Source organism: Streptomyces sp. NPDC086549 (assembly GCF_044746205.1).
Lineage (GTDB): Bacteria > Actinomycetota > Actinomycetes > Streptomycetales > Streptomycetaceae > Streptomyces.
In genome coordinates, this window is record NZ_JBIVBS010000017.1 from 122,882 (window position 1) to 145,202 (window position 22,321).

At 66.1% G+C, this 22,321-nt stretch carries 18 protein-coding genes and 1 pseudogene; 8 read left to right on the top strand and 11 right to left on the bottom strand.

The window, feature by feature from the left end:
* Positions 1 to 4: 4 nt before the first annotated feature.
* Complete coding sequence (locus ACIPSA_RS39745; protein ID WP_402644073.1) at positions 5 to 322, bottom strand: hypothetical protein; 318 nt, start codon at positions 320 to 322, stop codon at positions 5 to 7.
* Positions 323 to 459: 137 nt separating this feature from the next.
* Positions 460 to 786, bottom strand: a complete 327-nt coding sequence (locus ACIPSA_RS39750; RefSeq protein ID WP_402644074.1) for a hypothetical protein — start codon at positions 784 to 786, stop codon at positions 460 to 462.
* 1,489 nt (positions 787 to 2,275) lie between these two features.
* On the opposite strand from ACIPSA_RS39750, the gene ACIPSA_RS39755 reads away from it, so the two are divergent.
* Complete coding sequence (locus ACIPSA_RS39755) at positions 2,276 to 2,659, top strand: hypothetical protein (protein ID WP_402644075.1); 384 nt, start codon at positions 2,276 to 2,278, stop codon at positions 2,657 to 2,659.
* A gap of 62 nt (positions 2,660 to 2,721) precedes the next feature.
* Here ACIPSA_RS39755 and ACIPSA_RS39760 read toward each other — a convergent pair whose 3' ends face one another.
* Entirely contained in the window at positions 2,722 to 4,686 is a 1,965-nt protein-coding gene (locus ACIPSA_RS39760; protein WP_402644077.1) for a hypothetical protein, read from the bottom strand.
* Between the two features lie 59 nt (positions 4,687 to 4,745).
* Positions 4,746 to 5,072, bottom strand: a complete 327-nt coding sequence (locus ACIPSA_RS39765; RefSeq protein WP_402644080.1) for a hypothetical protein — start codon at positions 5,070 to 5,072, stop codon at positions 4,746 to 4,748.
* A gap of 200 nt (positions 5,073 to 5,272) precedes the next feature.
* Between ACIPSA_RS39765 and ACIPSA_RS39770 the strand changes: the two genes are divergently transcribed.
* The 4 genes from ACIPSA_RS39770 (at position 5,273) to ACIPSA_RS39785 (ending at position 9,195) form a co-directional block, all read left to right on the top strand.
* Positions 5,273 to 5,545, top strand: a complete 273-nt coding sequence (locus ACIPSA_RS39770) for a WXG100 family type VII secretion target (protein ID WP_402644082.1) — start codon at positions 5,273 to 5,275, stop codon at positions 5,543 to 5,545.
* 225 nt (positions 5,546 to 5,770) lie between these two features.
* Positions 5,771 to 7,762, top strand: a complete 1,992-nt coding sequence (locus tag ACIPSA_RS39775) for a hypothetical protein (protein WP_402644085.1) — start codon at positions 5,771 to 5,773, stop codon at positions 7,760 to 7,762.
* Between the two features lie 10 nt (positions 7,763 to 7,772).
* On the top strand, positions 7,773 to 8,891 hold the full coding sequence (locus ACIPSA_RS39780; protein ID WP_402644087.1) for a hypothetical protein: 1,119 nt from the start codon (positions 7,773 to 7,775) through the stop codon (positions 8,889 to 8,891).
* Between the two features lie 13 nt (positions 8,892 to 8,904).
* Positions 8,905 to 9,195: a hypothetical protein gene (locus tag ACIPSA_RS39785; RefSeq protein ID WP_402644089.1), complete on the top strand. Its 291-nt coding sequence runs from the start codon at positions 8,905 to 8,907 to the stop codon at positions 9,193 to 9,195.
* Positions 9,196 to 9,201: 6 nt separating this feature from the next.
* Here the strand turns inward: ACIPSA_RS39785 and ACIPSA_RS39790 are convergent, their stop codons facing one another.
* From ACIPSA_RS39790 to ACIPSA_RS39820, 7 genes and pseudogenes are all read right to left on the bottom strand, one after another.
* A complete protein-coding gene (locus ACIPSA_RS39790) occupies positions 9,202 to 9,792 on the bottom strand; it encodes a hypothetical protein (protein ID WP_402644091.1) in 591 nt (196 codons plus the stop codon).
* 72 nt (positions 9,793 to 9,864) lie between these two features.
* Positions 9,865 to 14,304, bottom strand: a complete 4,440-nt coding sequence (locus ACIPSA_RS39795) for an FtsK/SpoIIIE domain-containing protein (protein ID WP_402644094.1) — start codon at positions 14,302 to 14,304, stop codon at positions 9,865 to 9,867.
* A 556-nt stretch (positions 14,305 to 14,860) separates the two neighbouring features.
* The gene (locus ACIPSA_RS39800) at positions 14,861 to 15,490 is read right to left on the bottom strand and encodes a hypothetical protein (RefSeq protein WP_402644097.1); all 630 of its coding nucleotides are present in this window, start codon (positions 15,488 to 15,490) and stop codon (positions 14,861 to 14,863) included.
* A 37-nt stretch (positions 15,491 to 15,527) separates the two neighbouring features.
* The gene (locus tag ACIPSA_RS39805) at positions 15,528 to 17,513 is read right to left on the bottom strand and encodes a hypothetical protein (protein ID WP_402644100.1); all 1,986 of its coding nucleotides are present in this window, start codon (positions 17,511 to 17,513) and stop codon (positions 15,528 to 15,530) included.
* A gap of 45 nt (positions 17,514 to 17,558) precedes the next feature.
* A complete protein-coding gene (locus ACIPSA_RS39810) occupies positions 17,559 to 17,891 on the bottom strand; it encodes a hypothetical protein (protein ID WP_402644103.1) in 333 nt (110 codons plus the stop codon).
* Positions 17,892 to 17,910: 19 nt separating this feature from the next.
* A pseudogene (locus tag ACIPSA_RS39815) lies at positions 17,911 to 18,174 on the bottom strand (hypothetical protein); the annotation flags it as partial.
* A gap of 334 nt (positions 18,175 to 18,508) precedes the next feature.
* Complete coding sequence (locus tag ACIPSA_RS39820; protein WP_402644106.1) at positions 18,509 to 18,673, bottom strand: hypothetical protein; 165 nt, start codon at positions 18,671 to 18,673, stop codon at positions 18,509 to 18,511.
* 707 nt (positions 18,674 to 19,380) lie between these two features.
* Between ACIPSA_RS39820 and ACIPSA_RS39825 the strand changes: the two genes are divergently transcribed.
* Genes ACIPSA_RS39825 through ACIPSA_RS39835 form a run of 3 tightly spaced genes read left to right on the top strand, consistent with a single transcriptional unit; the run spans position 19,381 to position 22,315 of the window.
* Positions 19,381 to 20,094, top strand: coding sequence for a hypothetical protein (locus tag ACIPSA_RS39825; protein ID WP_402644108.1), 714 nt, complete (start codon positions 19,381 to 19,383; stop codon positions 20,092 to 20,094).
* A gap of 17 nt (positions 20,095 to 20,111) precedes the next feature.
* A complete protein-coding gene (locus tag ACIPSA_RS39830) occupies positions 20,112 to 21,011 on the top strand; it encodes a hypothetical protein (RefSeq protein WP_402644111.1) in 900 nt (299 codons plus the stop codon).
* Positions 21,008 to 22,315, top strand: a complete 1,308-nt coding sequence (locus tag ACIPSA_RS39835) for a CpaF family protein (protein WP_402644113.1) — start codon at positions 21,008 to 21,010, stop codon at positions 22,313 to 22,315. Before ACIPSA_RS39830 ends, ACIPSA_RS39835 begins: the two co-directional genes overlap by 4 nt.
* Positions 22,316 to 22,321 lie beyond the last annotated feature (6 nt).

Here is a 22,321-nt window from a genome sequence, read left to right on the forward strand (position 1 = left end):
CAGCTCACCCGCCCGGCTTGTCGCTCTTGGCCTTTGCGGCCTCCTCATCTAGGTTGCGCGCCTCGGCCTCCCAACGCCGCGCGTCCGCCATCAGATCCCCGGCCATCGAGTGCAGTGAGCCTTTGCGGGCGCCGAGTGTCGCGGTGGATGCCTCTGCGAACGGGCCCTTCCATATGGCCTGTGTCGCGTACGACACCGTGTTGTCGAGATACGGCCCGAGCGACCCGGCAAGGGTCCGCGCCTTGCGGGCACACTCGCGCAGGTCATCCGCCCGTTGACGCAACTGTGCGGGTGTCTCGCCCCGTTCGACCGGTCTTCCCATGTCAACCCCGTAGTAGATCGGCCGCAAGGCACTGAGTGCAGATGCTAACAAACGAACGAACCGATCAAATTGCCACGCGCGTTCGGCAGTTGCCACACTTCCATGAGGGCGGGCACCGGCCGCCAAGACCGTCCGCCCTACGCCCCTCCGGCGGCGGATCCGACCCAGGTCTCGCAGCCAATGAGGTTGTTGACGGCCGTGAGGGCGGCGCGGAGGTGGAGGACGTACATCGCCTTGTCGCCATGGGCGTCGACGTAGGTGCTGTCGGCGCCGTCCGCGGTGAGGGAGGTGATCTTCAGATCGGCGGGTTTCTCCTTGACGCCTGCGATGGACTGGGGCAGAGCAACAGGGGCTGCCGTTGCATCGGTGTGGATCGCCGTGATACCCGAGACACGCCAGGAGCCAGATGAGTTCAGGGCGTATGGGGCCCTTGAGCCAGCGCTCTGTGTCCTGATCGCCCACAAACGGCCTGCGGTCCCGGGCGCCTTGGCCTGTTGCGCCCGGGACCCTCGCTGCCAAGGGATTCCGTATCGCTATCCCTCTGCGGCGCACCGCGTGCATGCGCAGGGCGGGTACGCCGACGTACTCGGCGCCGGATCGGTGCGCCCGCCGACCAGGACCTCGACCTCGCCTCGGTCCGCTGTCACCGCGCCCTCGGCGTCCATCTTGTAGCCGCGGAGAATGAGGCAGGAGAGGCGACGGGTGGAGTTAAGGAACGCATGCCCGGAATGCGCCGTGCGGGGCGGGTCAGCGGGTGGCCGCCGGGACTCGTACGCCGTGGATGCGTGTCGGGCCTACGTCGATGCCGAGGGTCGCCAGGCAGGCGGCGCGGCGACGATCGCGTTGGTGGCGGCGTTCGGTGAAGTCCAGGACGTCGGGCCGTACGAGGCGGGATGTGTTGCCGCCGAGGAGTTCGGTGAAGGGGGGGAGGTGGGGTGGGGGTGAATTTCTCCTGCTGTCTAGTTGAGCAGAAGGCCTGGGCGGATCTCCGTAAGCTTGGTCCAGCGATATAGCAGCCATACGAAGGGGGTAGAGGGTATGTATTGGCCTCCATGGTGGTTGATACTGGCGTGGGTATGCATTGTGCCGCTGGCTATCCGGATGCTGATCAACCCGCGTGGGTCGTGGAAACGCTCCCTCCAAACCTTGGCGGAGGAGAATCCGGATAACCGTTATATTCGGGACAAGGAAGCAGCGACGGGCTGCCAGGGTTGCGTAGGCCTCGTCATTGTCGTTATCTGCACGATCGCATGGGCGTCCCACGCATATGACAAAGCACACGCCCACCCGCACGTACCGAAGCTGCCGGCATCATCCGCGCCGGCGCTCTTGTCGACTGGCCCAGGCCGGAATGTGCGATCGCCGAAGGTGACGGGGTACACCTGACGGCCATTCAATCTGGCGGCAGAGACGATAGTTTCGTGGCTCACGCTTGCGGAGTTGTCACGAACTACCCTTCATTTGGCCAACATACCTTGCACAGGGTTGTGCTCCCAGCGCCTTGTAGGGCATTCTCGACGATGTCAATAGGACAGTTTTCCGCACCACTTGCCGGTTGACGCTGAGAGGAAAACCAATGAGGGGGAAGTCAACCAGTCAGCGCCTGCGTCGCGTTGCTGCAAGCACTCTCTTCGTAGGCCTGGGATCGACCGCGTCAGCATGTGTTTCATCGTCTTCGGGACCCACGGCGCCTGACGCCGGTAGACAGCTGTCCAAGCAGTCGAAGTCGCTGGTGGGCCTCTTGTCCGCCCGGGCCAAGAGCGAACTGTGTGGCAATCGGAAGGCGAGGCGTACATTCTCAGTGAACCGAGAGGTGACATATCAATGTGGTTGACGAGCGAGCGACGTTCCAAGCGAATGATGCTGAGTCTGGTCGCCATCGGGGCATCCGTAGCCCTTGCTGCGTGCGATTCATCGTCCGGCGGACCCACCAGCAAGGAGGCGGGTGCCCGCATGTCGAAGGATTCGATTTGGCTCCTGAGTCAAATGCAAACGCTGTTGAAGGCGCCGGATCGGTACACCGTCACGGATGATGGCTCAACGGACAGGGCATGTGGAAATGGTAAGCACAAACGGACGTTCTCCGCGCATATGAAAGTTCCCGCATCACCGAATGCTCATACAGCTCTGATAGTTGATGCGGGTGACGTCAGCGGGTTCCTTGTTTCGCGCGGATATGAACTGGACACCGAGGCAGGCATGGTTAGGAAAAGCGCCAATAAGTACGTCGAAGCGGTGTTCAACAAGAAGGCGCGCACTCACATCACCGTTACGCTGACTGCAAACGACACCTCAACCCTCAACTATATTTTGACGGCAACTACGGATTGCCTATGAGGCGCAGCGGGTCGCTGGGTGGCCGGATACCTACTTTCCTGGTCACCCGACCTACTTGACCTCTACTCCCCGTCAACTTTCTTGACGTACAAGTCTGCCTCCCGATTGGTCAGCAAGCCGGCTGAAATGACCTGCTTCGTGTGGAAGGAGGCCGCGCCTGGCTGTGTTTCTCGCTGTTCGTTTGTCCAATCGTTGAAGGCTTCGAGTTGATGATCCTTCGAGAGCTCTTCGAAAGACTTAAGTTTTCCGTCCTCGCCCTTGAGGTCGTCGGGTATCGGGGTGGTCTTCCAGCCACCTCCCATGAGTGTCGAGGCCATCGTGTACCGGGCCTGAGTGACCATTTCGAAATCCTTGTCGTTGACTTCCTCGGTCCGCTCGGTCCCGGATTCAACGTATGCACCACCGCCGTACTCCTTGAGGGCGAACATGCCGCCACGCCAGGCCAGTGTCGCGGCAGCGGGAAGCTCGGGCTCGCCTGCGATTTCCGACCCGAGGATCGCAGCCTGTTTGAGGTGTTCTTTGAAAGCTGTCTCCGACTCGTCCATTTCGCCGCGAATTTTCATCTCAGCGTCGTACTCAAGACGTTGAGTGTTGCCGAAGGCTTTGGCCGCGAGAGCATAGGTAAGCGGGTCCCCCTTCCCGGCCGCGATCGCGTCATGGTCGAATTTCGCCGCTCTGATGAGCACGTCGTTCTGCAGCTTGCCCATCGCCTCATCGAAGGGGGCTGTCATTCCGTCGTCATCGGAGAACGTCTTCATGAACCGGTACGTGTCTTGCGGGCTGAGATAGAAAGCCGGGTCGACGCCGGGTATGTTGTCGTATTCGGTCGGTGAGCCAAAGGAGGAGTCGCCGCTGTTCTCATCGACATTGTGTCCGCCGATCAGCATCTCGGGCGCGTAGGACGCTGCGAGCCTTCCCATATCCTTCTTGAACAGGCCGTTGAATTCGTGAGTCTCGGCGTGGCCTGCGGCGAGTATCGCATCGAAAGCGAATGTGCTCTCCCATGCATCGTGCTTGCCCGCATCAACATGCCAGTTCCCGTTCGCGTCCTCATGCCCGTGCACGCCGGAACCGACGTCGATGGCGTGGCCGAGCGCGGTCTGTGCGTCGCTGTTCTGCTTGCTGTACTCCAGGAGCAGCTTCAGGTGCTCGGGAAGGTTGGGGTTCTTCTCATCGCCCATCTGCGCAACGGCGTCGAAGACGGCACGCTGGTTGTCGCCGAGCGCCTCCAGGTTGAGGGCGACCGTGTCGTCCGGCAGGCCCAGGATGCGTGCGTTCGCGCCGCCGCCGCGAAAATCCTGGTCCTTGTCCTTCGCGACCTGGTCGAGGACGTTGGCTCGAACGGACTTGGCGAGAAAGGCGGAGGGAAAGTCGCCGTAACGCAGCATGGCGCCGCGATCCCAACCCAGGGGAACGCCCTTGGGTACCGGCTGGAGGTACATCTTCTTGATCTTCTCGAAGCCCGGAGCCGGATAGTCCGTGCTGCAGGCCACACCGAGGGCGTGACTGTACGCCTTGAGGTCCTCGCCGGCTGTCGAGCTGCCCGTGCTTGCGAGCAGGCTGGGGAGGGTCTCCGCCTGGATGGGTGGGTGCAGGTTGGCGTAGAACGACGAGCAGAAGTCCGGATCGTCCTTGTGGGCGGCGAGTTTCAGGGCGAGGTCGTGATATTTCTTCCCGGCCTTCTCGTCGCCGCTGGTGTTCTCGGAGAACTCGTCGGCCAGCTCCTTGCCGTCCTTGCGTGCCTGGGCTGCGCTGACGACCGGTTCGGGCACATGGACCATGTTCAGCCCAGGGTGCTCCCGTTCCAGTGCCGCTCCGAGGGCCTGGTGGCGGGTGAGGGTGGACAGTTGGTCGTCAAGCCAGGTGCAGATGCCCAGGATCTGTGTCAGGTCGCTGGTATCGATGCCGAAGCGGTCGAAGCGGGACTTGAGGTTCATCGCGCTGTTGCGAAGGTCACCCTTGTCCGCTGAATAGGACTTGATCATGCCCTGCATGGCCGTCGGATCTATTGCCGAAAACTCGCCCATTCTTTACTTCCCCGTTTACTTCCTTTTTCGGAGTCTTGTCGATGGCGGCGGGCGTGAACTCAGTAGCCCTGCAGGTCCATGCGCAGCATCTTGGCGTCGGCCTGCGAGACCTTCTCCGGACACTTGGCGATTTCGGCCTCAACAGCTGGAATCAGCTTGCCCGCCAATGTCCGGATCCGCTGCTTTTTCCCGTGGAGGTCGTCCCGGAAGTTCGCGGCGACTCCGCCCTTCTGGCTGGTCCACACCTTCTTGCCCTGCATGTCGGCGTCTGCCTTCTCCAGCAGGCCCTTGAGGCGTTCGGTTTCGGATCTGAGGTCGTTCCTCAGGGACACCAGGGCCGCTCGCCATGGATTGTCGACTTTCGGTTGGTCTGCCGGAGCACCCATGTGTTCTCCCCCACCATTCCGTCACGCCTGTGTAGGCCACAGCAAACGCCATGATGCTACTGGGAACCAACGGGCAGTAGATGGCGTGTAGTTGTAAAGAAACCCAGGACAGGGTTGTTCTGCGAGTGACGTAGAGTACGGTGCCACTTGCGGACGACGTGTCCGTAACTTTGCTGTTGATACGGGGAGGAGCGGTCTCCATGGCAATCAGTGGTGCCGATCTCGACGCGCTGAACAAGCTGGTCAGTCACTTCAAGAGCCAGAAGATCAACCTGGAGTCGGTGTTCAGCGGTCTGAACTCGGCCGCTGACGAGAGCCACGGCTACTGGACGGGCCCGCTGGCGGACAAGTTCCGTCACGAGTGGACGTCGATGAAGCCGCACCTGCAGAAGATCGTGGACCTGCTGCACGAGGCCCACCAGGCCTCGCAGACCCACCACGACAACATCCGCAGGGCCACCGCCGGCCACTGAGCCGATCAAGCTCCACGGAGCTTCTTGCTCAGGCCCGGGGCGACCCGTCCGACCGTCGGACGGATCGCCCCGGGCCGGTTCCGGTTCTTCGAGGGCCGACCTGGAGAAGGGGCACGGTCCTGTGCACGGTTGAGGTCCCGGAGTTCAACTCGCCCGTCGTGTGGTGGGTGTGCCACGAAGTCCCCTCGCTGAACCACTAGGCAGTCTTGAACGGGGAGAAACGGCATGTCTGAGTTCGCGGGGGTCGACCCGCATCGGGTGCGTCTGCTGGCCAACAAGCTCAAGGATCTGGCGGACACGCTGGCACGTGAGGCGCCGAACATCCGGAAGCTGTTCGACGAGTGGGGCGGCACGATCAACCAGGCAGCACTTGCACGGCAGGTGACGCAGGTTCAGGACGACGCGCGGGACATGGCCAAGCGCGCCGACGAGGCGCTGAACCTGCTGCACGGCCAGCGGTTCGTGGACCCGAACGACCCCCACAAGGACTTCATCAACATCCCCTGGGACGTCTCGCAGATCAACACCACGTACGAGGCGCAGCAGGAGGCGCAGAACCTCAAGCAGGCGATGGACAATCCGAAGGATCCGTCGTCGCGCGCGACGATCGTGGAGATCGCCCAGTCGCTGGCCGATCACCAGGACGACCCGGCGTACCTCCAGGCGTTCATGGCGAACGGCGGGATGGACCAGGCCGCCCGGGTCGCGCGCATCCTGCACGAGCAGGACGGCACGCACGACGGCGTGGTGCTGTCGAAGGAGTCCGAGGGGATCGTCGCGCAGTTCGGTCAGGGCGTGCAGGCGGCGACCAGCCTCGCCGCGGACGGCAAGATCACCCTGCCGCCGAACTATCTGGACAAGCTGACGAAGCCGGACGGCGGCGACATGTGGTCCGTCGGGATGCTCTTCAAGTACGGCCCGGACGGTGACAAGTGGGACCCCCACGTCCTGTCCGCGGTCGGCGGCGCGATGCTCGACTGGCGCCAGAAGAACCCGATGCGCCCCGACTACGTCGCACCCGACCTGAGCTCGGGGGGCTATGGCGGATACGTCGAGGGCAAGGACGACTACTGGTACAAGTCGCTCGGTCTCAGTGTCGACTACCTCAAGGGCAACAAGGGCGTCGACGCAAAGATCGCCGCCATCGACGCCAACGACCCCTCACTCGCCCTCATGCGGCGCCTCAGCCAGAACGCGGACGCGTCGCGCCTGGTGGTCACCGGGCCGGACGGCGCGAATCACGCCGCCGCTCTCGTCAGCGACAAGTGGGCCACTCCCGGACCGTACTCCTTCGACGACGCCAAGTTCCCTGCCGCCGTGATCCGTTTGGCGACCCTGGACCGGAAGAACCACGCCAAGGAGTCGGCGGAGGCGGCCGCCAACCTGATCAACGCGGGCGCCGCTGAGTACGCCAGGGAAAAGAACAAGAACGACTACGACAAGTCGCAGTACCCGGTCAACAAGGGCATCACGCAGGCACTGTCGACGGTCTTCCAGGCCTACGTACCGGACTTCGCGAACTCGACGGGCATCTCGAATCAGGCGGCCGACGCAAAGGACGGTCGGATCGTCATGGATCGCCAGCACGCCGAGGACTTCCTCAGCGAGATCATGCAGAACCACGACGAGGCCGGAAACGTCGTCCAGGCGATCAACGCGCAGATCAGCCTGACGTCACAGCAGGGCCTGAACAGCGCCGACGCGGACACGTACCTGAAGAACCTGGCCGAGCTGCGCGGCGAGGTGTCCGCCGCCGGCAAGCAGGTCAACCTGGACGCGGCAGCCCTGACGGATGCGGCGCACACCAAGGAACTGCTCTGGTTCAACATCATCGCCAGCGGTGCCGCCGCCATCCCGAACCCGACGACGCAGCTCACCCAGAACTGGATCCAGGCGGCGATCTGGGCAGGTATCCCGTACGCAGACAGCAAGTTCTCGACGAACAACGCCGCCAATGTCGAAGCCGGTTCCAAGAGCATCATGTTCAACGACGCCACCTCCATGCACGTACCCCTCGTCCAGGGTCTGGTCCGCGCCGGCAAGATCCAGCCGCCGTCGGATCACCCGGAGTGGGCCGACGGCAACATCACCTTCCGCAATGACCGCGACCGCACCGACTTCAACCAGTGGTGGGTGGATATCAAGAAGCAGCAAGGTGGTCTGCTCGACAACTTCGATGACGACATGAGGGATGGCTTCAAGCGTGGCTCCGAATAGGGACAGCGAGGTGCCGCGGACATCGGCGTCCGAGGTTGCGGCGAAGTCGAGGCGCGGCTTCGGTCGTGGCCGTCGTGGTCTTCTGCTCCTGGCCGCCATCGGCTCGCTCGTCGGCACGACCGCGTGCGATGACGGTGGTGACGGCGGTTGGAAGACGCCGGGCAAGGGGCAGGCGGCGGTCCTGCTGGACGGCAAGAACTCCGGTGCTCTCGACCTCCAAGGCGGCGGTGAACTGGAGGGCTTGACCATTACCGCGGACGGCACCGTTTATGTGCTGCGCAGTGGTATTCAGAGGATCAAGAGCGACCGCACGGTGGAATCGTTGCGGCCAGAACTGACCAAGGGTTCGTCCGGTCTGGTCGCGTTGCCGGACGGCTCTTTGGTCTTCGGTAAGGACCACGCCATCCAGAAATACGGCCGGGACCAGCATGTGACCGTGTTGGCAGGCGTACCTGGCAAGGGGCGAGCCGCCACAGCGCCGGTTCCGAAGTCGACCGCCGCCGCCGGGTTCAGGTTCGCTGACAACAGCGTCTCTCCGATCGGCGTCCGCCCCGACGGAGCGCTGATCTTGCTTGACGGTGACGTGGTCTGGTCGCTGGCCCATGACCGTCTCACTCGCGTGTACGAGATCCCGGCGGCCGACCGCAAGAACCGGGAGATGGACGGCTACGCGAAGGCCGCCGTCGACGGGAAGGGCACGGTCTACGTCACCAGTGGTCCAAAGGCCGGCACGGACATTTATTCGCATGTCACGGACGTAGTGGCCATCCATACAGATGGAACAGTCGCACCCATCGCCCTGCCCAAGTCGGTCAGAGGCGTCACGGGCAATCTCGCCGAGATGAAGCTCGTCTCCATCACCTCGGATGGCGCCGACGGCATCTACGCCGACACGTACAACGACGAGGGAATGTACATCCTCCACATCCATGCCGGATTGGTGGACCTGGTGATGCATCACGCGGTCGTCGGGGAAAAGTCGTCGTACTCCCCGTACGAGTGCCCGCTGAAGCACCCTGTGGACGCCAAGAAGCTGCCGTGCGCGTTGCCCTCGGCCATGGCCTACGGAGACGGGAAGCTGGTACTCGGAGGCAACACGCACTACCTCCTCCAAATCGGCACCAAGTAAACGGGGAACACAAATGGGCGTACCTGACGAAGACAAGCTCGGCTATATCTGCCGCCAGGACATGAACAAGATCGAGGCGTCCGTCTCGAACATCCGCTCCGCCATCAAGGCCGTCAACAACCTCATCGGTTGCGAGACCTGGGTCGGCTCCGCCGCCGACAAGTGGGGCAATGACTTCCAGGGCCGTATGGGGGCCCTGGGCACGTTGTTCGACTCCTACCCTCCGGAGGAGCAGCGCCTGATCACCAAGGCCCAGAAGGACCAGGCGGACATGGACCGCAAGCGGACGGGCGGAGGAGCCTAGGGTCGCCTAGTCCCGGCACGGGCCGTCGACAACAGAGCCGGTGCCGTCCGCCGTGTCCGGAATGGTGGCGCAGACCTGCTTGCCGCTGTCCGAGTCGGTCACGGTCACGTGCCCGTTTGTGTCGAAGGAGTCCGCGGCCTGTGTCTCGTACACGCCGTCGGAGGTCGTCACCGACGAGTCCACCGTGGCGTCGCGTGGTGAGGTGCTGCACGGCGACGGAACGTATGTGGCCGCGCCGCCGGACCCCGGTTCACTCGGATAGACGAAGGTCGGTTGAGGGGAGTCGGGGTCGCAGCTCCGGGCAGAGTCCAGTGCCTCGTCGATGATCTGGTGACCGGCCGCGTGGAGTCCGTCGCTCGTCCTCTGGTCCTCGAACGCTTCGCCCAGCAGTATGAATCCGCCCACGGCGCACATCGTCAGGCCGAGCCCGAACAGCCAGTTGATCAGGCGTTTGGCGCCGGGGTCCCGGCGTGACAGCGCGGCCGCCACGCCGGCCGTGAGGACGATCACCGCGCCGGCCCCGAGCAGGGCCCAGGCCGGCCCGGTCGAGATGGGTCCTGTGTGCAGTCCGGGTGGCAGCGGCTGGGCGACCAGCATGCGCACCGCCTCCGTTCGATTCGCAGTCCGTCAGTCCGGTGAGTCGGCCCTCTTCCGATCCCTGCCGCGCTCTCAGCCGTCGATCACGGCCTGGACCTGCGTGACCGCACCCCCCTGGATCAGCACCCCCCGGCCTGCGGGGCCGGCCGAGGACGTGCGGGGCAGGCGGACGCCGAAGAGCTGCTCGCCGGCGTCCGCGGTGGGCGCCAGGAGCAGGCCGTGCCGGTTGCGGCGGGCCTCTACGACGAAGCCGCGGTACTGGGAGCCGAGCGACTCGGCCGAACCCGCCGCGATGACGGCGTGGTCGCCGTCGAGTCCGCTGCGGACGACCTCTTCCAGAGCGGAGTCCAGCGGGGTGTCGTAGAGGAGTTCCGCGTCGTCCGCGAGGACCGCGTACCGGCCGCCCTGCGTCTGGGCCAGGAGGTCGGTGAGGTCCTGCTGGGAGGCGTCACCGGGGAGGACGCCGAGGACGCCGGGTTCTCCTTCCAGTTCCCTCAGCGGGGAGCGCTTCGGGGTGATCAGCACCACCGGCAGGCCTGCCCGCGTCATCGAGCGTGCCATCGCGATCAGGGTGCTCGACCGGCCCGACTTCGGCGGACCCGCGACGACGAAGCCAGGTCCGGACTCGGACAGGTCGGCGCCGAGCGGGGAGAGTTCGTCGCCGCCGACGCCGACGAGGGCCCACAGGTCCGAGGCGGGCGCGAACTCGGGCTCCAGGGCGATGGCTTCGCGGACCGTGCAACGTACGGGCAGGGCGTCCACCCGCATCGGGCGGAGTGGGCGCGGAGGGCGGGGGTGGAGTCCGGTGGCCTCCGTCGCGATCCGCTGCAGCGCCTCCACCTGGGCCTTGCCCGCGGGGTCGGCGGCGAGCAGGGCGAGCTGGCACTCCTGCACGCCGTCGTCGGTCAGGCGCAGGGCGCGCCCGGGCGGCATGTCCTTGGGTACGGAACGCGGGTTGATGCCGACCATGCCGTAGTCGTTGGGGTCGGTGAGCCGCAGGATCAGGCGTTCGCCGAACGAGGTGGTCATGGCGCCGGACATGCCGGTGCGGTCCGTGGTCATCACCACGCGCAGGCCGACCGCCGGGCCCTCGCGGAACAGCCGGGTGATGGCTTCGATCAGCTTGCCGTAGTCGTAGCCCTCGAAGGTGGAGACGTAGCTCTCCCAGCCGTCGAGGAGGAGCACCATGTACGGCAGCCGGTCCTCGCCCTGGGCCGATGCCCGCTGCTCCGCCACGCTGGAGACGCCGAGATGGGCCAGGAGCTGCTGGCGCCGGGTGATCTCGGCCTGGAGGCGGCCCAGCAGGCGGACGAGGCGCTCGGTCTCGTCGCGGGTGATGATGCCGCCGCAGTGCGGCAGCCGGGTCAGCGGCAGCAGGATGTTGGCACCGCAGTCGATGCCGTAGAGATGGACGTCGGCGGGACTCGTGGTCGTGGCCAAGGAGGCCGCGATCGTGCGTAGTGCGGTGGAACGGCCGGAGCGGGGGCCGCCGATGATCAGCAGGTGCTCGCCGTCCACCAGGTCCAGGTTGAGCGGGGAGCGCGCCTGCCGGGCCGGGACGTCGATGACGCCGAAGACCGCCGGGGCCACGTCGCCGTGTGCGGGGCGGGTCTCCTGGTACAGGTCGGTGACCGTGACGTGTTCGGGCAGCGGGGGCAGCCACGGGCTGTGCGGCGCGCCGAAGCCCATGCGCTGCGATCCCTCGGCGATCGCGTCGACCAGCACCGCGAGGTCCGTGACCATGGTGCCGTCGTCCCCGTCGTCGGCCCGCCGGGGCGGCGGGCGGCCGATGGAGCCCCAGGGCAGCGGGAGGAGACCGACGCTCGGCGCCGACGACGCACCGGGGCGTCGGCCACCGATGCGTGCCGACTGGACGGCCACCAGCGCGTTCGCACCGGACCGTACGTACATCCGGCCCGGAGTGGACTTCGAGATACTCCCGGCGTCCGGGGCGTCGATGACGTCCGCGGATTCGTCCCGGTTCGTCACGCGCAGCGCGATGCGCAGGTTGGTGTTGGCACGGATGTCCTGGCTGACGACGCCCGCGGGACGCTGCGTGGCGAGGATGAGGTGGACACCCAGGGAGCGGCCACGACGGGCGATGTCGACGAGACCGGCGACGAAGTCCGGCAGTTCGGCCACCAGCGAGGCGAACTCGTCGATGATGATGACCAGGCGGGGCATCGGCTCCAGCTCGGGCCGCAGCCGCCGGGTGTCGGCGTAGTCCTCGATGTCCTTCGCACCCGCGTCCAGGAGGATCTCCTCGCGCCGCCGCAGTTCGGCGGCGAGCGAGGCCAGGGCGCGCTCCGTCAGATGCGCGTCGAGATCGCTGACCATGCCGACGGTGTGCGGCAGCCGGGAGCAGTCCTGGAACGCGGCGCCGCCCTTGTAGTCGATCAGGACGAAGTTCAGGGCGTCGGGCCGGTTGTGGACGGCCAACGAGGTGATGAGCGTCTGCAGCAGCTCGGACTTGCCGGCTCCGGTGGTGCCGGCGACGAGCCCGTGCGGTCCGTCCAGCCGGAGGTCGAGGAAGAAGGTTCCCTCGGCGCCGACGCCGACCGGGAAGAGGGTCGTGGACCCCCCGGACAACCAGATCCGCTCGATGTCGGCGCCCGTCGGATCGGGCATCTGCAGCAGGCTCAGCAGGCGGGCCGCCGACGGCAGCGCGCTGTCCGCGTCGTCGCGGCTGACATCGCGCACCGGCGCCAGCGAACGCGCCAGCAACTCGCACCAGGCGTGGGGCACCTGGTCGGCCAGCACCTCGCCCAGGGCGTCCAGTCCGGCGCCACGCAGCACCACGTGGTCCACCGAGCCCATCGGCCAGCAGATCGCCGCCCGGCACTCCTCGGGCAGCAGCCGCTCGTCCTCGTCGACGCACAGCGCGAACATCCCGTACAGCGGGCCCTCCTGGAGGAGCTGCGGGACGCCGGGCACGCGGCGCAGCAGCCGCGCACCGTCCAGGACGATAAGTACGTAGGGGTCGGGCCGCAGCCGGCCCGTCGCGCCCGCCGCAGCGGCCTCCTTGCGGCGGTTCAGTTCGTTGAGCAGCTCGGTGACGCGCTTGCCGATGGTCTCGGCGTCCGATCCGACGAGGGCGACGCAGTCCTGGCCGATCTGCGGGGCGGCGTGCGGCAGCCAGTGCACCCAGCCCCACGCGGCGTCGGCATCCGGGGCCGAGGAGAGCACGACCAGGGACAGATCGCGTGGGCTGTGCAGGACGGCGGCCTGGGCGGCGAACCAGCGGGCGCCCGCCAAGGTCTGGGGGCGGGCCCCGGCCAGGCCGACCACGCCCAGCTCCGTGAACGGCAGCGGTACCGGAACATCCTGGACGAGCGGTGGCTCGGGAGGTCCGTCATCCGTTCCCCGTCCGGGGCCGGCGACGAGTTCGATGTTCGCCGGGAGATCCGTGACGCCGACGCGCAGGACGAGGGCGTCCGGGTCGGTGAGCCGGCGCTCCCAGAGGCGGCGCCGCGGTCCCGTCGCGAACAGAAGAAGGGAGGCGGCGTCCGGGTAGGCGCCGCGCCGCGCCCGCTGGTCCGCGGCGGTGAGGCTCGCCAACTCCTCGTCGTACTTGGCTTTCTGCGCCTTGTACTCCTTCACCGATGTGCGGTTCTTCTTCTTGCCCTCACGGTTCTGGCTGACCCATTCGCCCGCCATCATCACCGGACTCATCAGGCAGAACAGCAGCGTGTACACCTGCTTGGTCATGAGGTACATGACCACGCCGAAGATCAACGGGGTGACAGAGGCGATCAGTTGGAAGCGGTGGCGCTCGGCCTTGCCCGGCGGGTCCGGAACCACCAGCCGCGCCCGCGGTGGCAACGACGCCAGCCGGGGCGGACGGTTGTAGGCCAGACCGCCTTCTCCCATCGGCGCCAGGTGCGCGTCGGGTTCCACCGGGTCGTCGAGGACCAGCAGCGAACCGCCGCAGCGGACGAGCGTGCCCAGCGGCCACTCGCGTTCACTGGTGACGGCCTCACCGTCGAGGAGCACCTCAGCGCCGCCCGGCCCCGGAGCCAGCATGACGCGGCCGTCGACGGCGACGCTCACGCGCAGCGCCTCATGCGGGAGACGCGGATCAGCGATGGAGATGGTGCAGGTCTGCGCCGAGCCGATCACCGTCACGCCCGCGGCCAGGCGGGCGACCCGGCCGGCGCCGGGCCCTCCGGTGACGCGCAACTCGTAGCGCCCCGTCGGTTCGCCAGTCCGCAGGAACGGACCCACGCTGTCGTCGACGGATATTCGCATGCCGTCGCGGAGTACGTCCCTCGCGCGGGCGTCGGGTTCGCAGTACAGCCCGTCGGCCCACAGGCCGGGTGTGGTGGACGCCGCCGTGCCGCCGAACCGCGGGTCATACGAAACCTGCCCCAACCCGGCAACGACGGCGGAGGCGGGAGCGGCCGTCGGCGCCAACGCCTTGGCCACCTCGGCAACACTCGCGTCCTCACTGAAGTCAAGATTGACGTCCTGTGGATCCGTGCCTTGCCGGACCACCGTGACGGACACCCGCATCGACCGTGTTCCTTCCTGGGGACCCGTGGCACTGCCACGTTGACATGCCCGCACAGGCTATCCGGCTCAGCCGGGGGTCGCCTCGCGGGCCGACGGCCTTCGAGGGCCGGCACTCCAACCTGATTGGCTGCAGGGCTGCAACGAGGTGTTCGCCCTCTCGCAGTTTGATGCTGCGGCAGGCCGTTTATGCGCCCAGAGCCGCCGGCCGTTCCTCGTTGCCGATGACGAACTCCCACGCATCCGCCCCGGGCACGACGGGGACGGAAGGCTCTTCGACGTGCCTGCCCATTGCTATGCGCTCGTCCGCTTCATACGTACGACGTCGTCCGACAGCTCCGACACCTTGAACAGGACTCCCGCGAACTCGACCGTGTCACCGACCCTGACGTCTTTGTAGGCGGCTGCGGGGATCGCCGCACACTTCGCGGCGAACCCGGCGGTCGCTGTATCGGTGTCGATGTAGGAGACGGGCGACTCCCGACGGGAATCTCGTTGACTGTCACGGCGTCGTCACATGGATCGGGGGCCGGGACGGATTCCGGGGCACGCCCTGCTCTCAGGCCGGCAGCTTGGACGGGAGGTCGCATTTCGCGTCCTTGTGGGCTTGACGGGCGAAGGACGTCGCCAGGTCGATGAGCGTCTGGCGTGCATCCTTGTCCGAGGCTTCGAGTGGTTTCAGGGCGTGAGCGAAGACGGTCATGTTGTACCGGGCCTTGCTTGTTTTCTCGTGGGCGTAACAGGGCACCCAGATCGCGGCCACTTCGGCATTGGAGATGCCCTTGACGCCGGCATCGAAATAGGCGAGCTTCCCTCCCGAGTTGGGGGGGATTTCCGTATCGGCCCATTGTTTCCAGGGCCTAGCGGAGCCCATAGTGGCCTGAAGATAGAAGAGTGCCTTGTCGTCCTCGTCTTTGACTGCGCACACGCTTCTGAACTCCCAGTCCCGATTGGGCCTCCACGTCGCGGTGAAGTGGTACTCAGAAGCATTGGGCAGCACCGAGTTGAAGATCTTAGCCGTCTCTTGTCGGTTGGGAACATGCTGACAGACATCGTCGGCCTGGATGTGTCCGCGTTTTTCGAAGGCCCCGAGAAGGTAGGCCGCGATCACAGCCCCGCCCGTAAGGGCGATCACCGCACCGTAGACGTACGGGTTTCGCAGAAGTCTGCGTTTAGTCGGTTCGGTCAAGGTCGATCCTTCAGTCGCAGTAGAGCCAGGCGGGCGGCTACATCTCGGCGTTGCTGTTGTCGATCAGGGCATCGGCGTCACTGAAGCCCAGACCTGCCCTGTCGCCGGACCTGGATGCGGCCGCATCGTCGCCGGTGGCGGCTTTGACGGACTGCTCCGTCGTCAGAGATGCTGAGTTCTGAAGTTGGTCCATGCGGCGTACGTTGTGGTAGACCTGCTCCTTTTCTTGAGATCCGTCGCCGTCGAAGCCGTCGAGGATGCCATTGAAGATCTCGCCCGCAGCCGTGCCGGCCAAGCCTCCTGCATAGACTCCCGCTGTACCTGTGAACGGTGCCATCGCGACGGACGCGGTGCTTCCGACCAAAGAACCGCCCCATAGGCTCGCTTTATCCTTCCACGCGCTGTCTCGTGCGTTGGCGTCAGCGTTGTCCTTGTCGGCTTGGAACTTCTGGCCGTTGGCGATGATGCCCTGGAACAGGCCGGTCTGGTAGGCAAGTTTGTCGATGGTGGCGTCGGTCGACTGCGGATAGGCACCGGGGTGTCTCGCCTGTGCTTCCATCAGCGCTGCAGCGTATACGTGCTGAGATACGTTGAGTCGGTCGTACCCTTCCTTGTTACGAGACACCGCGTAGAGGAACCGCGTCGCGTCGTACATCCGAATATGGCTGGTGGCCCCGGAAGTCGGATAGAGCTTGTCCTTGTACATGGGATCTGAGTCCAGGCTGCGTTGCAGATCCGGCATGTACTCGGCCGAGATGTTCGCGAAGCTGTCCGACAGGAAAGCGTGGTCCAGGAGGCGGTCCTGGTCCTCGGACACCGACTTGACGAGGGCGCTGAACAACTCCGCCTGTTCTTTGGAGTGTTTGATGTCCTCTGACGTGGCAGGTTCGCCGGGGCGGTGACCGGTGGTGGCTGCCTCCAGGGCGAGGCCCATCGAATTGAGGCCGGTCACGCTCTCCTTGCCCGGCTTGCTGTCGTCCGGCCACTTGCGTTCCTCGAAGAGGTACTTGAAGTTCGTCTCCGCCTTGCCGTCGTCGCCCTTCTGCTTCGCGGTGAAGAACTTGGTCGCCGCGTCGGGGCTGTTGGCGAGTGCCTTCATGTAGCCGGTGAGAGGGTCGTTGCCCTCGTCGTTGCCGAGGTGGTTGACCGTGCTCGTGGTGCCCCAGCCGGAACCGTAGGGCTGGTCGGCGCCCTCCAGAACCCGTTTGTCCTCTTTGACGAGTGCCGTTCCGTAGTTCACGAGGAACTTGTCGTCGTAGTCGCCGTACCGCATGAGGTTGCTCATGATGATGAAGCCCTCGGGGCCGCCGGAGTCGCCGTGCGGGGCCGGACCTGGGTCTCGGATCGGTTTGTCGCCGATCGCGACCATGTCCTTCTTCCACTTCTGCATCGCCGGCGAATCCGAGTTGGTGGCCGCCGCCACGGTGAGACTCAGGTTCTTCTGCATCTCGTCGAGGTCGCCGGCACGCGCGAAGTCGGAGGTTTCGCCGTATCCGGCAGGCCTGTCGAGGTTGCTCATCTCATCCCAGAGCTGCAGCGTCTTTCGCGCCCCGAGAGCCCCTACGACTTTCTCCGCGAAGGGGTATTCGTCATAGTTCTGGGCGAAAAGATCGTTCAGTTCGTCGAATTCCTCGGGGCTCAGGTCCTCCGGGTCCTTCTTCGCGAGTTCCGTGGCACGCTTGGCGTCCCTGGCCGCGGCGGAGTTGGCGGCTCGGCTCACCTGCGCCTCGTTGATCTGGACCATGCCCTTGAAGCCGGAGTACGGGACGTTGTCCATGTTCATGGCCAGGTGGTAGCGGCGCTTCAGCATGGGCAACTCGTCCTGCGCCCAAGACGCCACGCGTAGCACATCGGAGAGTTCCTGGGTGCCCAGGCCGTAGTAGGCGAGCTGTGCCTTGTAGTAGGAAGCCCGGTCCTGAAGCGTCTCCTGGTCCCGCCGTACGGAGTCGATGGTGCCCTTGAACTTGTCGGGGTCGATCCCCGAGAAGACTCCCTTGCTGCTTCCCCCGTCGTCCGGGCGCATGCCCTCCCCGTTCCCCTCGTGTCGGATCCACTGCTCTTGAACCGGTCAGTACAGACGTCTGTTGCGGTTCATCGAATTGGCTTCCTCTTGTGTCACTTTCTCCGGCATGCTATCGATTTCACGCTGAATGTCCTCAAGGACCTTGGTGATGCGATTACGTACCGTCTTACGGTGACCGGCCGCGTCGTCGTGCCATTTGTCGGCGTTTTTGCCGACCCAGGACTTCGAGGAGTCCCGGCCTCCTTTGCCGATGTCCGTGACCGCCCTCTTGAAGGCGTCGACAAAGTCGCCCTGCTCCTTCACGAGTTGCAGCTTGATTTTCTGCAGCCGCTCCCGTTCCGGATTGTCCACCTTTGGCTTGTCGCCGTCGGATCCCATGCCCTTACCCATCGGTCTGTCAGCGGTTGACGGTTTGGATTTCCTGGACCGTGATGTCCTGGGTGGTGTCGAAGGTGCCGTTGGGGATGTCGCCGCCGGCGCCACCGGTGCCGGTCCAGCCGATTTCCCAGGTGATGGTGGCCTGGAGCTTGAAGGTGCCATTGCCTGAGGAGCGGAGGTACTTCAGGCCGCAGGGCGGAGTCTCGTCGGACTTGCCCTTGGCGTAGGGCTCGCCGACGGAGCCGTCGGCGTTGAGGGCGCACTCGCCGGAGGCGGGGAAGGTAGCTGGCTTTGTCGTCACCGCTTCCGCAGGCGGTCAACAGCCGTGCTGCCGTTGCCGCCAGCGCGGCAGCAACGGGCAAAGTACGGCGCTTCACAGTGAACTCCCCGTGAGAAAAAAGACCATTCAAGAGAGCCGACGCTATCGGGGAGGTTCTCGGTTTCGCCAGAGCGAACCTCCCCGTGAATGGTGATAAGTCTGGGCGCATGGGGTGCTTGGGGACATGACCTGTGTCCTGATCGTGCCCGAACGGATGACGACCTCAGATGCGTTGGGGCGCTGTGCCAGGGTCGCTGTGAGGCGTGAGTTCCGTTTCGCTATCGCGGTGCCTTGCATCTCAGGCAGGCACACGGCGGATATGCGGATATGCGGATGTGTACGGCACCGGTTCGGCTCGACCGCCGGTCAGGATCTCGCGCTTGCCGCGGTCCTCGGTCACCTCACCCTGCGCGCCGACCTTGTAGACGCGCAGGGCGATCGGTACGACGGCCCCGTCGGCCACCCCAGCAACTTGCCCTGGATGTCCAGTCGTTCCCGGTCCTCGAACCAGCGCCGCCCCTGGATCCGGCTCGCCGTGCCCGTCGCGAAGGACACCCGGCCGCGCGTCACGAGGTTCTCGCCCTCGGGAGGTTTCCAGTGATGTCGGTACGACGGCTCGATCACGGTCTGGCATCCTCACGGTCATTCACGGTGGCGAACCCCTCACCCGGCCGGGTGATCCTGTTCAGACCGTTCCCCTGGTAACCCCCGTAGTGGCCACGACAGTTCAGGCAGCCGACGCCCCGGCCGCTTGGGCCACTCCAGGCGACGATCACGGCACGTGTCGGCCAACCCGACGTGAGCAATTCGTGCAGGCCTCATGGGTGCACGGTGACGGTCGCGGGCGCGGACCGTGAGCGAGCAGGGCGGTCTGGATTCGCCCGCGCACAGTTCGGCTTGCCTTCGCTTCCCCGTACTCCCAACCGTCGCACGGATCGCCGCCGTTGCAGATCGCAACGACGATTTCAGTGAGGTCAAGGTGTCCGGGTGCGCCTTGAGGGGCTTATGTGCGGCTGATACGGTGCGATCGCTTGACACTCGCCCTGCTGCCGAGTAATCGACCGAGTCGGGGTGATTGGTGTGGAGTGTCCGCTTTCACGTTGCTGACAAGCGTTGACAGAGTTTCAGAGTTCTTGACAGACAGAGTCTTGGGTTACGGGGAGCGGTTGCGTGAAGATCCAAGAGCGTACGGGGGCGGGCGCCGGGCGTTCCGCCGGTCCGGCTCAGCCGTCGGTCGGTGACCGGCTTCCCACTCCGCCTCGCGAGCGCAAACCGGCGTTGGCCGCCCTCGCCGTGCTGCTGATCCTGCTCGGTGCGCTCGGCGCCACGACGCTCGTGCTGCGTGCCGGGGACCGGATCGAGGTCGTCAAGGTGACGAAGGAGATCGAGGCCGGGGAGTCCGTCGGCGACAACGTGACGTCCGTGATGGTGGCCGCCGACGACACCATCCACTACGTCAAGTGGTCCCAGCTGGGCGCCCTCAAGGAGCTCAAGGCCAAGTCCACGATCTACGCGGGCACGGTCGTCATCGGTGACATGTTCGCGGAGGGCAGCAGCCTCCCCGCCGGCAAGGCCGCCGTGGGTGTCGCCCTCAAGGAGGGTCAGTACCCGGCCGACATCAAGGCCGGTGACGTCGTCGCCGTCTACAACGTCGACACCAGCAGCACCAGCAAGACCGGGTCCTCCGCCACCTCCACCTCCGGCGGGGCCGCCATCGTCGAGAACGCCAAGGTCAGCAAGGTCAACGACGACAGCGACGCCACCGTGAGCACCGGCAACCTCTCGGTCACCCTGCTCGTCGACCAGGCCGACGCCGCCGCCGTGGCGCGTGCCGCGTCCGCCAGTGCGGTCGCCATCGTGCACGTTCCCGGCACCGGCAACTAGAAGGCGGCTCCCACCCCATGGCGCTCATCGCAATCGCCGCCGACAAGGGTTCCCCCGGCGTCACCACCACGGCCGTCGCCCTCGCGGCGGTCTGGCCGCGGCGCTCGCTGCTCGCCGAGACCGATCCGGCGGGCGGCGACCTGGTCTACCGCAGTGCCGCCGCGCACGGCGGCCAGCTCAACCCGAACATCGGCATGCTGTCCATAGCGGCGACCGCCCGCCGCGGACTCGTGCCCGACCAACTCTGGGACCATGTCCAGCCGTTGAGCGGTGGCCTCGAAGTCCTCGTCGGTCTCGGGAACGCCGAGCAGGCCACCGGGCTCGCCGGGCTCTGGCCCACCCTCGGCCACGCCTTCTCCTCCCTCGCCGACTCCCCGAACTCGCCCGCCGACGTCATCGCCGACTGCGGACGGATCAGCGGGGACACCCCGGCCGTCGAGCTGTTCCCGCACGCCGCCCTCGTGCTGCTGGTCTCGCGCACCGAGCCCGAGGCCCTCGCCCGCGTCCGGGACCGGGCCGCCGCCCTCTCCGCCAAGCTGCACGGCGGGCCGCGCGGCGCCGCGGCCCTGGCCACCCCGCTCATCGGTGTCGTCCTGATCGCCGACCCCGCCAGCTCCGGCAAGCTCGTCAACCAGGTCAACGACATGCTGGTGCACGCCCAGACCGGCGCCCGGGTGGTCGGCACCATCGCGGACGACCCGGCCGGTGCCGACCAGTTGGCCGGCCGCAAGCGCGGGCGCCTCGACAAGTCGCTGCTCATCCGCTCGGCCCGCAAGGTCACCGCGGATCTGTACCAGCAGTACGGGGCCGCCTGGGCCGCGTCGGCCCAGGCGCAGCAGGCACACCAGGCACACCAGGCCAACCACGCGCCCCAGACGCAGCAGGCCGGTCAGGGCCACGCGGGGGCCGGGCGATGACCGCTGTCGACCACCAGTTGGTCAAGCGGTTCCGGCAGGAGGCCGGCGACCGCATCGCCGAGCAGCGCCGCCTCGACCAGGTCAACGGTGTCTCACCGATGTCCACGGAGGACGAGCGGCAGTACGCCCGCGCGGTCATCGCCCAGATCCTGGAGGAGTACGCCCGCACCGAGATCAACGCGGGCCGTACCCCCCTCGACGCGGAGACCGAGGAGCAGTACGCGGCCGCCGTGCATGCCGCGCTGTTCGGCGTGGGCCGGCTCCAGCCCCTGCTGGACGACGTTGATGTCGAGAACATCGACATCAACGGCTGCGACCAGGTCTTCGTCGGGTATTCCGATGGGCGGGAAGCGAAGGGCGACCCCGTCGCCGAGACCGACGAGGAACTCATCGAGCTCATTCAGGTGCTCGGCGCGTACTCCGGTCTGTCGTCGCGTCCCTTCGACTCCGCCAATCCCCAGCTCGACCTGCGGCTGCCCGACGGCTCCCGGCTCTCGGCCGTCATGGACGTGGCCCGGCGGCCCGCGCTGTCCATCCGCCGCGCGCGCATGGGCAAGGTCTTCATCTCCGACCTCGTCGGCAACGGGACGCTCACGCCCGAGGTCGCACACTTCATGGCCTGCGCGGTCCGTGCGCGCAAGAACATCATGATCGCGGGCGCCACCAACGCCGGCAAGACGACGCTGCTGCGTGCCCTCGCCAACGAGATCCCGCCGCACGAGCGGCTCATCACCGTCGAGCGCGCCCTGGAACTCGGACTGGACACCTTCCCCGACCTCCACCCCAACGTGGTGGCCTTCGAGGAGCGGCTGCCCAACTCCGAGGGTCAGGGCGCCATCGCCATGGCCGAACTGGTCCGCCGTTCCCTCCGTATGAACCCCTCCCGGGTCATCGTCGGTGAGGTCCTCGGCGACGAGATCGTGACCATGCTCAACGCGATGTCGCAGGGCAACGACGGCTCGCTGTCCACGATCCACGCCAACAGCTCCAGCGAGGTCTTCAACCGTATTTCCACCTACGCGTTGCAGGCCTCCGAGCGGCTGCCCATCGAGGCCAGCCAGATGCTGATCGCGGGCGCGGTCAACTTCGTCGTCTTCATCCAGCGGCGCAACAACTACCAGACGGGCGGCCGCCTCCAGCGCATGGTGACCTCCGTCCGCGAGGTCAACGGCGTCGATGGGCGCGTGCTGTCCAGCGAGGTGTTCGCGGAGGCCCCCGACGGACGGGTCGTACCGCACGCACCCATAGCCTGCCTGGAGGACCTGATGGCGTACGGCTACCAGCCGCACGGGGCATGGGGGTGACCGGCA

Coding starts and splice junctions, on each gene's coding strand:
- ACIPSA_RS39745 (WP_402644073.1), bottom strand. CDS start 322: ATGGGAAGACCGGTCGAACGGGGCGAGACACCCGCACAGTTGCGTCAA.
- ACIPSA_RS39755 (WP_402644075.1), top strand. CDS start 2,276: ATGTCGAAGGATTCGATTTGGCTCCTGAGTCAAATGCAAACGCTGTTG.
- ACIPSA_RS39760 (WP_402644077.1), bottom strand. CDS start 4,686: ATGGGCGAGTTTTCGGCAATAGATCCGACGGCCATGCAGGGCATGATC.
- ACIPSA_RS39765 (WP_402644080.1), bottom strand. CDS start 5,072: ATGGGTGCTCCGGCAGACCAACCGAAAGTCGACAATCCATGGCGAGCG.
- ACIPSA_RS39770 (WP_402644082.1), top strand. CDS start 5,273: ATGGCAATCAGTGGTGCCGATCTCGACGCGCTGAACAAGCTGGTCAGT.
- ACIPSA_RS39775 (WP_402644085.1), top strand. CDS start 5,771: ATGTCTGAGTTCGCGGGGGTCGACCCGCATCGGGTGCGTCTGCTGGCC.
- ACIPSA_RS39785 (WP_402644089.1), top strand. CDS start 8,905: ATGGGCGTACCTGACGAAGACAAGCTCGGCTATATCTGCCGCCAGGAC.
- ACIPSA_RS39790 (WP_402644091.1), bottom strand. CDS start 9,792: ATGCTGGTCGCCCAGCCGCTGCCACCCGGACTGCACACAGGACCCATC.
- ACIPSA_RS39795 (WP_402644094.1), bottom strand. CDS start 14,304: ATGCGGGTGTCCGTCACGGTGGTCCGGCAAGGCACGGATCCACAGGAC.
- ACIPSA_RS39805 (WP_402644100.1), bottom strand. CDS start 17,513: ATGCGCCCGGACGACGGGGGAAGCAGCAAGGGAGTCTTCTCGGGGATC.
- ACIPSA_RS39810 (WP_402644103.1), bottom strand. CDS start 17,891: ATGGGATCCGACGGCGACAAGCCAAAGGTGGACAATCCGGAACGGGAG.
- ACIPSA_RS39830 (WP_402644111.1), top strand. CDS start 20,112: ATGGCGCTCATCGCAATCGCCGCCGACAAGGGTTCCCCCGGCGTCACC.
- ACIPSA_RS39835 (WP_402644113.1), top strand. CDS start 21,008: ATGACCGCTGTCGACCACCAGTTGGTCAAGCGGTTCCGGCAGGAGGCC.